Source organism: Rhizobium tibeticum (genome assembly GCF_900110205.1).
GTDB lineage: Bacteria > Pseudomonadota > Alphaproteobacteria > Rhizobiales > Rhizobiaceae > Rhizobium > Rhizobium tibeticum.
Map to the genome: position 1 here is coordinate 131,765 of NZ_FOCV01000010.1, position 14,689 is coordinate 146,453.

At 58.0% G+C, this 14,689-nt stretch carries 8 protein-coding genes; 7 read left to right on the forward strand and 1 reads right to left on the reverse strand.

What is annotated here, in order from left to right; genetic code table 11:
* Position 1: 1 nt before the first annotated feature.
* Complete coding sequence (locus BSG20_RS13285) at positions 2-6,226, reverse strand: HAMP domain-containing protein (RefSeq protein WP_420884118.1); 6,225 nt, start codon at positions 6,224-6,226, stop codon at positions 2-4.
* Positions 6,227-7,518: 1,292 nt separating this feature from the next.
* Between BSG20_RS13285 and BSG20_RS13290 the strand changes: the two genes are divergently transcribed.
* The 7 genes from BSG20_RS13290 to BSG20_RS13325 all read left to right on the forward strand — a co-directional run bounded on the left by BSG20_RS13290 (position 7,519) and on the right by BSG20_RS13325 (position 14,650).
* Positions 7,519-8,343: an N-formylglutamate amidohydrolase gene (locus BSG20_RS13290; RefSeq protein ID WP_083539916.1), complete on the forward strand. Its 825-nt coding sequence runs from the start codon at positions 7,519-7,521 to the stop codon at positions 8,341-8,343.
* Positions 8,340-10,226, forward strand: a complete 1,887-nt coding sequence (locus tag BSG20_RS13295) for a flavohemoglobin expression-modulating QEGLA motif protein (RefSeq protein WP_072375910.1) — start codon at positions 8,340-8,342, stop codon at positions 10,224-10,226. The genes BSG20_RS13290 and BSG20_RS13295 overlap by 4 nt, the downstream gene beginning before the upstream one ends.
* On the forward strand, positions 10,227-11,270 hold the full coding sequence (locus tag BSG20_RS13300) for a glutathione synthase (protein ID WP_072375912.1): 1,044 nt from the start codon (positions 10,227-10,229) through the stop codon (positions 11,268-11,270). It abuts the gene before it with no gap.
* Between the two features lie 574 nt (positions 11,271-11,844).
* On the forward strand, positions 11,845-12,828 hold the full coding sequence (locus BSG20_RS13310) for a L,D-transpeptidase family protein (RefSeq protein ID WP_072375916.1): 984 nt from the start codon (positions 11,845-11,847) through the stop codon (positions 12,826-12,828).
* A gap of 211 nt (positions 12,829-13,039) precedes the next feature.
* Complete coding sequence (locus tag BSG20_RS13315; protein WP_072375918.1) at positions 13,040-13,474, forward strand: hypothetical protein; 435 nt, start codon at positions 13,040-13,042, stop codon at positions 13,472-13,474.
* 364 nt (positions 13,475-13,838) lie between these two features.
* Entirely contained in the window at positions 13,839-14,150 is a 312-nt protein-coding gene (locus tag BSG20_RS13320) for an ArsR/SmtB family transcription factor (RefSeq protein ID WP_072375920.1), read from the forward strand.
* A 95-nt stretch (positions 14,151-14,245) separates the two neighbouring features.
* Complete coding sequence (locus BSG20_RS13325; RefSeq protein WP_072375922.1) at positions 14,246-14,650, forward strand: PAS domain-containing protein; 405 nt, start codon at positions 14,246-14,248, stop codon at positions 14,648-14,650.
* Positions 14,651-14,689 lie beyond the last annotated feature (39 nt).

The following is a 14,689-nucleotide window of genomic DNA, read 5'->3' on the forward strand; positions in this document are numbered from 1 at the left end:
CCTAGCGGTGCAGCCACATGCGCAGTGCCGAAAGCAGTTGTTCGGTATTGACTGGCTTTGCCAGGTAGTCGGAGGCGCCCGCTTCGAGGCACTTTTCACGGTCCCCCTTCATTGCCTTGGCTGTCAGTGCCAGAATCGGCAGGCGCCGGAAGCGCGGCTGGGAACGAATGACTTCCATCGTCTCGTAGCCATCCATGCCAGGCATCATGATGTCCATCAGGACAATCGCGACGGCGGGCGCGTTGTTCAACACATCAATCGCCTCGCTGCCGGTGGTGGCGGTCAGGACCTTCATGCCACGCCGCTCGAGCACACTGCTGAGCGCGAAGATGTTGCGCGCATCATCATCGACGAGCAGCACCGTTTCGCCGACAAGATCCTCGTCGGAGCTGTGGAGAGCCTCGAGCATCACTTGCTTTGCTTCGGGCAGGTCGGCGACGACGCGATGGAGAAAAAGCGCGGTCTCGTCCAGCAGTCGCTCAGGCGATTCAACACCTTTAACGACGACGCTGCGGGCCATACTGTGCAGACGGCTGTCTTCCTCCGGAGAAAGTTCGCGGCCGGTAAAGACAACGACTGGCACCTCGCGAATGGCGATGTCATCGCCCATTTTCTCCAGGACTTGGAAGCCAGTCATATCGGGCAATGTGAGATCAAGGACAACGCAGTCGGCCGGGTCGCGTCGAAGCGCGGCCAAGGCTTCGGCGCCAGATGCCACGCTTTCTATATCGATATCATCATGGCCAAGCAGCGCCGCAACACTCGCGCGCTCCGCCTCGTTATCCTCCACGAGAAGCAGTCGCTTGCGGCGAGGCTTGGCATAGTCCTTGAGGCGTGACAGGGCGCCACCCAGGCCTTCCGGCGTTGTCGGCTTGCTGAGGCATGCAAATGCTCCCCGCGTCAATCCATGTTGCCGGTCCTCATCGAGACTGATGATCTGAACAGGAATATGACGCGTTTCGACGTTCTGCTTGAGTTGGCTGAGCACGCTCCAGCCGAGCATGTCGGGCAGGAAGATGTCGAGAGAGATCGCCGTCGGCTTGTAGTCCTTGGCCAGTGTCAGTGCTTCACTGCCGCCCAGCGCGACGATGACCTTGAAACCATTGTCATGAGCCAAATCCATCAGGATCCGCGCGTAATGAGTGTCGTCTTCCACGATGAGAAGCACCGTGTCGTCGGCTGCTATTTCCTCGCGGTCGTCCTCCAATCGCTCCAGCCTGTCGGCGCGCCGGCTTGCGGCAATCTCGGCGAGTTGTACCACATTCGTCCGATCAGGCGCGATCCGAGCGGAAGCGCTGCCGGCACCGGCATAGGTGAGCGGAAGAAGAAGAGTGAAGGTGCTGCCCGCGCCCGGGGAGCTGCGAAGCTGGATCTCGCCCCCGAGCAGGTTTGCGAGCTCGCGGCTGATGGCGAGCCCCAGCCCCGTGCCGCCATACTTGCGACTCGTCGATGCATCTGCCTGCTGGAATGCTTCGAAAATGATGCGCTGCTTTTCCGCGGGAATACCGATGCCTGTATCGATGACCTCGAAAGCAATGATGGAAGGCGCCGACCGCAGCGAAGGATGATCCACCGACGCGCTGCCCGTTCCCGTCGATACACGCAGCGTCACCCCGCCCTCGGCGGTGAACTTGAAGGCGTTCGACAAGAGGTTCTTCAGGATCTGCTGCAGGCGCTTGGAATCCGTCATGATACTGTTCGTGACATCCGCGGCGATTTCGACGGAAAATGCGAGGCCACGATCATCCGCCTCGTGCCTGAACGGTCGTGCCATCACCTCAAACAGATTGTTGAGCGAGATTTCCTCAGCGTCGACAGAAACGGTACCGGATTCGATCTTCGACAGATCGAGTATATCGCTGATCAGGTTCAAGAGGTCCGTGCCTGCTCCGTGGATCGTCTTGGCGAATTCCACCTGCTTCGCCGAGAGATTGCCTTCGGGGTTTTCTCCGAGCTGCTGGCCGAGAATGAGGATCGAATTGAGCGGCGTGCGCAATTCATGCGACATATTGGCGAGAAATTCCGACTTGTACTTCGATGTCAGGGCGAGTTCCGTCGCCTTCTCTTCCAGGGCACGGCGGGCCTGCTCGATTTCCTGGTTCTTCGCCTCGACCTCGAAGTTTCGCTCCTCGAGCTGTTGGGCTTTCTGTTCCAACTGCTCGTTGGTCTGCTGCAATTCACGCTGCTGCGTTTGAAGTTCGGTTGCAAGCTGCTGGGACTGCTTGAGCAGGCCCTCCGTTTGCATGGTCGCCTCGATGGAGTTGAGGACGATCCCGATCGACATGGTCAACTGGTCAAGAAACGACAGCTGCAGTTCGGTGAATTGGCCGGCCGAAGCAAGCTCGATCACCGCCTTCACCTGACCTTCGAAGTGAACCGGAAGGACGACTGCGCTGCGTGGCAGGGTAGAGAAAACGCCCGAACTGATCGGCACCACGTTTCCCGGTAGATCGGTGATCACGATCGCCTTCGCGTCGCTGGCGCACTGTCCGACAAGTCCCTGACCAAACTCGAGGCGCACCGGATGGGACGTCTCCGTTCCCTGGGCATAAACCGACAGAAGCGACAGGAGCGGTCGGTCGGCGTCCGACTCGACCTGATAGATGACACCCTGCTGCGCGCCAACCAGTGGCGCCAGCTCCGAGAGCAGCATCTTTCCGACCAGCGTTAGGTCGCGCTGCCCCTGGAGCATGTTGGTGAACCGGGCTAGGTTGGTCTTCAGCCAATCCTGCTCGGTGTTGCGCTCCGTCGTCAAACGCAGGTTGTCAATCATGGTGTTGATGTTGTCTTTGAGCTCGGCAACCTCGCCACGCGCCTCAACCTGGATCGAACGCGTGAGATCGCCCTTGGTGACAGCCGTTGCCACTTCCGCGATCGCGCGCACCTGTGTTGTCAGGTTGGCGGCAAGCAGATTGACGTTGCCTGTCAGATCCTTCCAGGTGCCTGCCGTGCCAGGGACGTTGGCCTGACCACCGAGCCGGCCCTCGACACCCACCTCACGGGCAACGCTCGTGACCTGGTCGGCGAAGGTTGCCAAGGTATTCGTCATGTTGTTGATGGTCTCGGCAAGTGCTGCGACCTCTCCCTTCGAGGCGACCGTCAGATTCTGCTTGAGGTCGCCGTTGGCAACGGCCGTGACCACCTTGACGATACCACGCACTTGTTCTGTGAGGTTGGCAGCCATGACGTTGACGGTGTCGGTCAAATCCTTCCAGGTGCCCGCCACGCCGGGAACCTGTGCCTGTCCGCCAAGTTTGCCCTCCGTTCCCACCTCACGCGCGACACGTGTCACCTCGCCCGCAAAGGCGTTCAGCTGATCCACCATCGTATTGATGGTGTTCTTGAGCTCCAGGATCTCGCCCTTGACGTCGACAGTGATCTTGCGTGACAGGTCACCGCGGGCCACCGCTGTCGTCACTTCGGCGATATTGCGCACCTGGGTGGTGAGGTTTGCGGCAAGAAGGTTGACGTTATCCGTCAAATCTTTCCAGGTTCCCGCGACACCAGGGACAACCGCCTGACCGCCGAGGCGACCGTCCGTGCCGACTTCACGGGCGACACGCGTCACCTCGCCGGCAAAGGATCGCAGTTGATCGACCATCGTGTTCAGCGTGTCCTTCAGGAGAAGAATCTCGCCACGGACGTCCACGGTGATCTTGCGTGACAAATCACCATTGGCGATCGCAGTCGCGACCTCGGCGATGTTGCGGACCTGCGCAGTCAGGTTGCCGGCCATGGAGTTGACGCTGTCGGTGAGGTCCTTCCAGGTGCCCGCCACGCCTGGAACCTGTGCCTGGCCGCCAAGCTTGCCCTCCGTTCCCACCTCACGCGCGACACGGGTCACCTCGCCCGCAAAGGCGTTCAACTGATCGACCATCGTGTTGATCGTATTCTTGAGCTCCAGAATCTCGCCCTTGACGTCGACAGTGATCTTGCGTGACAGGTCACCGCGGGCCACCGCTGTCGTCACCTCGGCGATATTGCGCACCTGTCCGGTAAGATTCGATGCCATGGAGTTGACATTTTCGGTCAGATCCTTCCAGGTCCCGGCAACGCCCGGCACCTGTGCCTGCCCCCCGAGCTTGCCTTCCGTACCCACTTCACGCGCAACGCGGGTTACTTCCGAGGCAAACCGGTTCAACTGGTCGACCATCGTGTTGAGGGTTTCCTTGAGCTCAAGGATTTCGCCGGACACCGATACCGTTATCTTCTTCGACAGGTCGCCGTTGGCAATCGCGGTCGAGACTTCGGCGATGTTTCGCACCTGAGCGGTCAGATTGCCTGCCATCGAGTTGACGCTGTCGGTCAGGTCCTTCCATGTGCCAGCAACGCCAAGGACGTTTGCTTGCCCACCCAGTCTGCCTTCGGTTCCAACCTCACGGGCCACACGCGTCACTTCGCCGGCAAATCCGTTCAGCTGATCGACCATGGTATTGATTGTTTCCTTGAGCCTCAGGATTTCACCGGAAACGGGTACGGTAATTTTCTTAGAAAGATCGCCCTGAGCGACGGCAGTGGCGACCTCCGCGATATTGCGAACCTGGCCCGTGAGGTTCGATGCCATGGAGTTGACCGAGTCCGTCAGGTCCTTCCATGTCCCGGCAACGCCGCGCACGTTGGCCTGCCCGCCCAATCGGCCTTCGGTTCCAACTTCCCTTGCCACGCGCGTCACCTCCGAGGCGAAGGCATTCAGCTGATCGACCATCGTGTTGATGGTTTCCTTCAGCTCCAGGATTTCGCCTTTAACGTCGACGGTGATTTTTTTCGACAGGTCGCCATTGGCAATCGCGGTGGAGACCTCGGCGATATTGCGAACCTGGGCCGTGAGATTTCCAGCCATCGAGTTGACGTTCTCGGTCAGGTCCTTCCAGGTACCGGCCACGCCGCGAACGTTGGCCTGCCCGCCGAGCCTGCCCTCTGTGCCGACCTCTCTTGCCACGCGCGTCACTTCCGAGGCGAAGGCGTTGAGCTGGTCGACCATCGTATTGATGGTTTCTTTCAGCTCAAGAATTTCGCCCGAGACGGTTACGGTGATTTTTTTCGAAAGGTCGCCGCTGGCGATCGCGGTCGAAACGTCGGCAATATTTCTGACCTGCGCGGTCAAGTTGGAGGCCATCGAATTGACGTTGTCGGTCAAGTCCTTCCAAGTGCCGGCAACCCCAGGCACCTGCGCCTGCCCGCCAAGTCGTCCTTCGGTACCAACTTCACGCGCCACGCGCGTCACTTCTCCTGCGAAGCCGTTGAGCTGGTCCACCATCGTGTTGATGGTTTCCTTCAACTCAAGGATTTCGCCCGACACGTCGACGGTGATCTTGCGCGACAGGTCGCCGCGCGCAACGGCCGTGGTCACCTGGGCGATGTTTCGGACCTGAGCGGTGAGATTGCCACACATCGCATTGACCGAGTCCGTCAGATCCTTCCAGGTTCCCGCGACACCTGGCACCAGCGCCTGACCGCCAAGCTTACCTTCGGTCCCGACCTCACGGGCGACGCGCGTGACTTCGGATGCGAAGGATCGCAGCTGATCGACCATTGTGTTGATGGCCTCTTTCAGTTGAAGGATCTCGCCGCGCACATCGACGGTGATCTTCTTGGACAGGTCTCCGTTGGCGACTGCGATCGTCACGTCGGCGATGTTTCGCACCTGTGCCGTGAGGTTGGATGCCATGGAGTTGACGCTTTCGGTCAGATCCTTCCAGACGCCGGTCACCTCAGGTACCTGCGCCTGCCCACCAAGCTTGCCGTCAGTGCCGACTTCTCGGGCAACGCGGGTCACCTCCGAGGTAAAGAGGTTCAGTTGCTTGATCATGGTGTTGACGATGTCGGCTGAACGCAGAAACTCGCCTTTGAGGGGCCGTCCTTCGACATCGAGCGGCACCGTCTGCAGCAGGTCTCCCTTTGCCACAGCCGTGATCGTGCGCGTAACTGCGGTTGTTGGCCAAAGCAGATCGTCGATCAACTGGTTGATCGAGCCTTCCATTTCAGACCAGGAGCCATCGGAAAGGCCTAGACGCACCCGCGTGCTCGTCCGTCCGTCACGTCCGACCACCTCGCCCACATGGTCGAGCTGTTGCGCCATGCGTTGGTTGGCGGCGATAATGTCGTTCAAGGCATCGGCGATCTTGCCGGTCATGTTGGTCAGATCCGTGCGCATCCGGACCGAGAAGTCCCCCCGTCGCACCGCCACTAAGACGTCGAGAAGCGCGCTGGCCTCTTCCGCCGACATTCCCCTTGCCTCCCGCCTGGTGGCTGCTTGCGTCCTGCCTATGGCGCTGGAACTGCTCACGATATCCCTCCCTTAAATCACGGCTAAACTAGAGCGCAGGCAGGCAATATCTATAGGTTGCCGATCAACGGCCCCTCGCGAATTCGGCGTAGCGTCTTACGCTTTCAACGGTACGGAATCGGACGGACCGCACCACTTCGGGCAGGGTGACGGCCGGCCAGCGGCGCTCACGCCTACCGGATCCTGTCGGTCAACGATCGATGAGAGATGAGGAAATGGATTTGGTCTCGGAAGTGCACTTCGCAATGCGAGCCGTCTCGGCCGCATTCGTTAGGCACGCTTTTTTGATCAGGAAGGCCGGGCTCTATTCGCCCTCGATTTTGCTATCGCGTCGGCGCTGCAGGGGAATTACTCCCGAGGCCTAGCCGAGCGACTGATCCTCGAGCGCAAATGCGGCTCGCAGCGGCACACCTATGGCAACAAAGATGAAATCCGGCTCAACGCCGCGATATACAGCGAAACGATCCGACACGATTGGGCTTTCCGAGGCGGTTTGAATTGGAGGGTAGGCTTCCTGGCCATCCTGCCACGCACCGGCCACGCACCGGCCACGCACCGGCCACGCCGATCTAGAATGGAAGGCTCCCGAAAGCAACCAGCCCGACACCTATCCAAAACAGCGAGCACACTTCAGCCGCAACCAGGTAGCCTATTACGCGATCACTCATCATTCCCTCCTCCGCCGAACCGCTCGAAGCGCTCACTCGGCTAAGACCCATGTCGCCAGGCGATATCGTGTTCACGCAGCGACTCGACGTACCGATTTCGGAGAGTGGGAATCTCCGCGAGCCCACTCCTCCAGCCACCCTTCGAACTCCTCAGACGCAAAACTAAAAGCGTATTTCCTAGCCCGCCACCAACCATCGCGCGAGTTTGCCATCACAATGCCGATTTTTACTTAAGGCGTTGCTAAATTACAGCGGTCAGCCATCCTGCCTGAAGATGGCGTTTTGATGGAGGGCTCCATGATCGACCTATGTCTTGATGGAGTGGAGTGCCGATCTAGTTTCTCATGGAGGAGGCGCACGTCGTCGCGACAGGGAGATCACCATGTGCGGAGAAACCTGCAATGACCATCGGCCGGTTGTCGCTCGAGCGCCTACGCCGATTGCGGTCGCCTCCCCACCAGGGGGAAGAAACGTCAGGCATGCGAGGAGCGTCTTCGTGCCTTGCAGGCCGAGCAGCAGCCCCGGCAACTCTAGGCAAAGGCCAAATCCAGAAAGGCGCGATCACTGACGAACGACACCGAGGCTCCAAACGGCAAGGGCTCTGATTCCGGTCCCCTGTGGAGTGCCAAGAGAAGCCAATCTCCCATTATTGGAACGGCGATCCATGATGGTCGCCATGTTCGACCAGGTGTGCGTTCGCTTTCCGCTTTGAGCGAAGCTGAGCGTCTGCGCGAGGAAGACCCGTTCACAGCTTTTCTTATCGGTGACCTGCCAAACCAGATTGTCTTTCACCGCTCTCGGTTTGAGATCGATCTCAATCGAAGGCGCGACGAAGCCGTCTACCTTCGCGCGGAGCAGGCGTGGGGGCTAAAGCTCTGGAAGGACGATCTTCCGCAATCAGAACACGCCAAGTCTCTGATGATCCACGACGACTACTACGCAATGCTTCGCTGCTTCCTAGAAGGTGTCGAGCGAAACCACGGGGAATTTGTCCTCCTCGACGTTCATAGCTACAACCATCGTCGCGCAGATCCGGACACGTTGACCGATCCCGATCAGGCACCAGACGTCAACATCGGTACCTTCTCCATGGATCGAGGCCGATGGGCACACGTCGTTGATCCGTTAATGGACCACTTCCGATCCTTCAAGGCTGGCAGTAAACCGTTGGATGTGCGTGAGAACATCGCCTTCCAAGGCAAGGGAGAGCAAACACGGTTCGTTCACGAACACTTTCCAGAAACAGGCTGTGCGATCGCCATCGAGTTCAAGAAGATCTTCATGGACGAGTGGACGGGGCAACCGGACAAGGCCGTGCTGCGTGAATTGCGGGAGGCCATATCCGCAGCCGTCCCGCTTCTGGAGCGAAGTCTGGGGCGCCATCCATGACGCGGCAGACCTCACTGGTGCAAGACACTTGGCTGCGCGATGTCAAACAATGCCTGCGCGACGACAGGCCGATCCGAAAGGGGCTACCTGAAGGTGGCCGCCTTCATATTGATCGACAACTTCCCTTTCTTTTTGTGCACATCGATACGGGAAAATCGGAAGATGTGGCAAGAGCCATGGTCCAGGCCAACGCTTCCTATCTCCTCGCCACCGATCCCCAGCAGGTGGTGCCAATCGTCGAAGCCGTCACCGCTGTCGCCGCTAAGCGATTTGGTTGCTTCCTGATTGTTCGAAGTGGTGAGCTTGAGCGCGACAGATTCCTGACCGACGACGCACCCTATCTGCCGCCATTTGAGGTTTCGGTTTGGTCATCTGAGCACGCGGCAGCGGCGGGCGCAGCCTTGTCGAAGGCGATCATGGAAAGTGAAGCCCGGTTCCGCACGCCGCGCGTGCAGGAGCGCAGTACGCCGCCCTCAATGATCGACGGTCAACTTGCCACCTTATCCGGTTGCGAAGTGGTTTCTGTCGAGTTTGCGCCAATTTACAGAACACCGGAGTCAGGAGAAATATACCCGGAGCTTCGCGATCAGCTGATTTCGACGCTGTTTGACGCCGGACTGCGGGCGTGCGGTGCCTTCATGGCGGCGACCAAGCTTGTTAAGACAATTTCCTATCGATCCTTGGGCAGACGTGCCTTCATCGATGCTGTCGGCCGCGTTGACCGAGGCGTAGATGAAATTGCATCGGCATTTGATGTTCTCCTCGCCGTCACACCGATCAATGCACAGCAAGCGTTTCAGGAGTTCAAGTCGAACGGGTTAAAAGGCGCGCCCACCTTTCTCTACCGCCCTTTGACGATCCAGATCGAGAATGCCAAGCAACGACTTTTCTCGGTCTCGTTTGACCACATGGAAGACCCGGTCCTGTATGATCTCTATCGAGAAAAGCAGCGCGAGGTTGACTTGCAGCTTTCGCTGATCGCTGCGCGCCAGAACGCAAGTTTCATGGAGTTCGGCAGGGCCCTTTACGGCTCCGTCGAGCCATCACTTCTTGGCGAGGCCAAGACCATCCTTGAGAAGCTGGTCGGTGAGGGCCCGGTGGGTCATGATCGGCCGGATTCAAACGCCCCCCATGCCGATGTCTACTATATCAAGCGACGTGCTGAGGCGATGGTCGCAACCTATCGACGCGCTTGGCCAGCCTTCAAGGCGGACATCGAGCTTCGCGACGATCTTCCCTCTGGCCTGATGGTGGCCGATCATCGCCTGCTGATATCGAAGACAACGGCGATGGACCAGCGACGCGTGGAGCCGCTTCTTGCGCATGAAATCGGCGTTCATCTTCTCACCTACTTCAACGGCTCATCGCAAGGGTTGCGGCTTTTCCGTTCCGGGCTGTCCGGCTATGAAGGAATGCAGGAAGGTCTGGCAGTTTTCGCCGAATACCTTGCGGGCGGATTGACCGCTGAACGGCTCAAACTGATCGCTGCTCGCGTTGTCGCATGTGCCGACATGCTCTCGGGCGCAAGTTTTGCTGAAACGTTCCATCGTCTCGTCATGGATTACGAGTTTACGCACGCCGGGGCATTCAACCTTGCTCTTAGGGTCTACCGCGGTGGAGGCCTGGCCAAGGATGCGATTTACCTCAGAGGCCTGCTGCAACTGCTGGATCACCTCAAGCGCGGCGGCGCACTTGAGCCGTTCTGGATGGGGAAGATCGCATCTTTTCACTTCACCATCATGGAGGAGCTTGCATCACGCGGCTTGCTGAAGCCGCCTTCCGTCCACCCGCTGTTCCTGGCAACCGCCGAGGGCCGAGAACGGCTCGACAGAGCGAGACAGGGAATGCGCCCCATCGACTTGGTTCAACCAAAGGAAATCTAGATGCGAATTGCGTTTTTCGTGAACGCCATCGAAAGCGAGACCTCCTATTACACGACGACATCCCTTGCGATTGCGGCCCTCGCTCGTGGCCATGAGGTTTGCTACGTGACCCCGGGCGATTTTGTGCTTAGGCCCGACGACAGCCTTGCCGTCCGCATCACCACGCCGGGCGCAGGCAAGCCGAAGAGTGCCGATGCGTTCATCGCTGACCTGAATGAGAAGGCCAGTCTCAAAACGATCGATGTAAGAGAGGTTGACGTGCTGTTCCTGCGCAACGACCCTTCGCTGGATGCCGATGAACGCCCCTGGGCAGCCCATGTCGGAGCGATGTTCGGCCGGCTTGCAGTCGAACGCGGCGTGCTGACGGTCAATGATCCAGACGCCTTGGCGAAGGCGCAGAACAAGCTCTATTTTCAGGACTTCCCCGAGGTCATTCGACCGTCCACCCTCATTTCCAAGAGCCTGGACGAGATCAGAGCTTTCATCGACAGCCAAAAGCGAGGTGTCATTCTCAAACCCCTGCAGGGATCGGGTGGGAGACACGTCTTCAAGATCAAATCCAGCAAGGAATCCAACCTCAATCAGATCTTTGAAGCGGTCAGCGATGAAGGATACCTCATCGCTCAGGGATATCTACCGGACGCGGTCGAAGGTGACGTTCGGCTGTTTGTCATGAATGGACGGCCATTGGAGAAGGACGGCTCCTATGCGGCATTTCGCAGGGTTCCCGCGAAAGGCGACATTCGCTCGAATATCAGTGCTGCGGGAACGGCCGCAACAGTGAAGGTCACGCCCAAAATTCTTGAGGTCGCCGAGATCGTCAGGCCGAAGCTCGTGGCTGACGGCATGTTTCTGGTGGGTCTTGATATCGTTGGCGACAGGATTTTGGAGATCAACGTATTCACGCCCGGAGGGCTTCAGAACCTCGAGAAACTCAGCGGTGTGGACTTCTCATCCTCGGTCATCGAGTCGCTCGAAAACAAGGTCAAGATTCGCCGTATTTACGGCTCCCAATTGCCGAACGCCGTCCTGGCGACATTGTGATTGCAAGGTGGTGTTCCCTCGCCTTCTCGGAAGGTCGGGGCAGCCCAACCTAATCGTATCCTCAATAGGTCGGCCCGGCGCTCCCCAAGCTGGGCCGACCTATCAGCAGCTTGACGCCGGACCGATCCAATCGTCAGCACTGATGTCGCGTTGCCAGCCTCGAGGAGGCAGGAGCAGCCTATTGAGTGGATCGTGAAGTCGGTGCGTTGATCAGCACTGCGGTCGGCCCCGGGTACCTGGTGATCAACAAAGTGGTCAACTCTTCCTGAGTGTTATGCCCTTGATTGAAAAGACTGATTGCCGCACTGCAAAGCATTTCAGATGCTCTCTCATTAGGTGTGGCCCGGTAGTGTTTGTACCAGGTTTGGACGGAGCGTGAGAGCATCGCCATATCGGTGTCTCGGATACGTCTAACAAGCATTGCCTACCTCGTCGATTTACCAAACAGGCCGCATCGTAACTTCGCTATATTAGACGTCAATGAATAACATGTGTACGATAGCGTACGGTAGAGACGCCTCGTTTGGAATTCCTGGCTTCCATCGGTGGAACAAGTTCGGCCGCCGCAGATTTTATGCTCATGAAAAACATGATCTTTCTCGCAGCGTCGCTTACCCTATGCCTGCTCGGCACCGTGAGCGCGCAGGAACTAAGTGCGGAATCCATCAACAATGCCGCGATCGAGGCCATTCCGGCGGACCGACCAGCCGATGCCGCGCCTCGACCAGATCCCGCTATCGTTCGTCTTCAGGTCCTTCTGGATCGCGTGGGGTCATCTCCCGGGGTGATAGACGGGCACTATGGTGAGAACGTCAGCAAGGCGATCGCTGGGCTGGAAGCCATGCGGGGCATCGCGACAGATGGAAAGCTGAACCCTGAAGTCATCCGCTTCCTTACAGACCACAGACCGGTCGTACAGCCCTACGTGATCTCCCGGGACGACGCGAAAGCGCTCGTCGACCACATTCCAAAAGACTACGCCAAGCAGGCTAAGATGAGGTACCTCGGCTACATAAGCGTTGCGGAGCGGCTATCGGAGCGGTTCCACATGGATATCGACCTTTTGAAGGCACTGAATGCTGGCTCGACATTTGCCGTCGGAGCAACAGTCATTGTGGCGATGCCAGGCGACCCGAAACAAGGCGCGGTTAAACGGATCGAAGTGCGAAGACATACTGGGCAAGTTCTTGCGTTCGATAAGGACGGTTCGCTGATTTCTGTTTACCCCGCCACGATCGGCAGCGAAGAAACGCCGTCGCCTTCAGGTACTCACAAGGTCAAAGGTGTCGCCCGCATGCCCCCCTACAGCTACAACCCGAAGGTCAACTTTCAGCAGGGCAAGAACACAAAGGTTCTCAGACTGCCAAGCGGTCCCAATGGGCCCGTCGGAACGGTGTGGATCGATCTGACAGAGCCGACTTATGGGATTCACGGCACGCCGGAACCCTCCCTCATCGACAAGACTGGATCACATGGATGCGTTCGCCTGACCAACTGGGACGTTGAGGAATTGGCGGCGATGGTCAAGCCCGGGGTGATCGTCGCGTTCGTCGACTAAACTGCCTCTGCTAGAGATCGCCTCGCACGATTGAAATCGTCCCACCGGAAGGTCCGCAGTCCATCGCTTGCCACTGTGGTCCCGGTGTTCCCGCTATATTGTTACAGTTGCAACACAGCGCCTCAATGGGCGCATGCTGCAAGTTTGAAGCAAGGCCTGCTCTTCAGCCTGTAATTGCATAACGCTGACCTAAAAAGGGATATTGACTTTCATGAAAGTAGGATCGGACAATTCAATTTATAGTCTCTTTGTCCCGAGAGCCCGCAAGGGCTCCTCCGTGGCGGATGAGAAGGTTGGAACCGCGTTTTCGGCGCCGCCGAAGGCTCCGCCACTTCGAACTGACGCTCAGCTCATTGACGACTTCTACGCAAGGCTGACCAAGCAGCAAGTCGAGTGGGCAGACACCGACAAGGACGGAAAGGTCACGAAAAGCGAATATATGGACGGCCAATCGCGCCTAGCACAATTGGACGGCAGGCCATTCGACAGTGTAACCAGTGAGGGCCACTGGGCAAAGCTCGATGCGACTGGCAAAGGGTGGCTCAATAAGGACGAACTGCGCGAGGGCCTCGAAAGGATGCTGCCCGTTGGCGTGGGGCATTTGGACGCCGGTTACGCCGAACGCTTACGCACGAGACAAGCGTAAGATTGATCGCATTGGCGCCTCGTCGGGGCCCTTGCATGTGCGTCAGCAAGGGCCCGCAGTGGTGATCATAGCGTTCATCGTTGCTGAAGCGAAATCCTGGAACTTCTGCGAACGCTTTCATCGTAGGAATGGCCCCTACACGACTTTGAAACTGTGGAGACGAGTTCAGGATCGATTTGCAGAAAGCGTCAAATGACGGCTGCGAGCTCAAACTTGACCGTTTCGCACGTCTGCGCAGCTGAGTTACACGGGGCGCGCGTATTCACCGAAAGTCGATCAATCAATTTCGATCAATGTGCGATATCAATTTCACCATCTTACGTGTTAGTAAGCATCGGTTTTAAAAGTTAGGTGAATTCTTGAAATGCCCAATGATACAAACTTCGATGATGAGGCAAGGCTGCTTGCGCTTCTGGCAAACGAAAAGAGGCTCCTAATTGCCGGCCTGCTCCTGGATAATGAGCTGAACGTCGGCGAGTTAGCGAAAAGAGTTGGCCTTTCCCAGTCGGCACTTTCACAGCATCTGGCAAGACTGCGTGAAGGAAAAGTCGTAACAACGCGGCGTGACGCGCAGACGATCTACTATTCGACGACCCACTACGGTGTCCGAAAAATCCTTGCGACCCTTAGTGAAATCTATGATCAATCGACCGCGACGCTGAGGAATGCTAGCTAAACTTCTGGGGAGTGGCCGATTACTCTGAAGTGCCAACTTGCGGAAGAATGGGGGCTGCGCCATCTTCTCTGCAAAGCGGTCTTTGAGGAGCGGCTATGATACCCGGAGGCGATCAACTGTTTTCCACACAGATATCAGGCGAGCCGATGCCTGATGCTGGATTGTTTACATGGGACCTCAAGAGCAATCTCGTCTATGCGGACAGCGCTCTTGCCTCCTTGTTTGGTCTGGAACCTGACGAAACGGAGCATGGTCTGCCGCTACAGAGCTACATGGAGCGCATCCATCCTCAGGATGCGCCGGCCTTGGCCAAGCAAATCAACGACGCTATCGTTGCCCAGCATCCCACGGTGCAGAACTATCGCGTCCTTAGTCAGGATGGCACTTATATCCCGGTATGTGCGTTCGGCCGGTGCTTTCGCGATCGCGACGACGTTCCCGTTCACTATGCCGGTATTGTCGTGCCCGCCGACACATTGCCAGACAACAGGTCTCACTAGCGCAGCGCAACGGCGTCATATTGAAGCGCTCAGCACCCT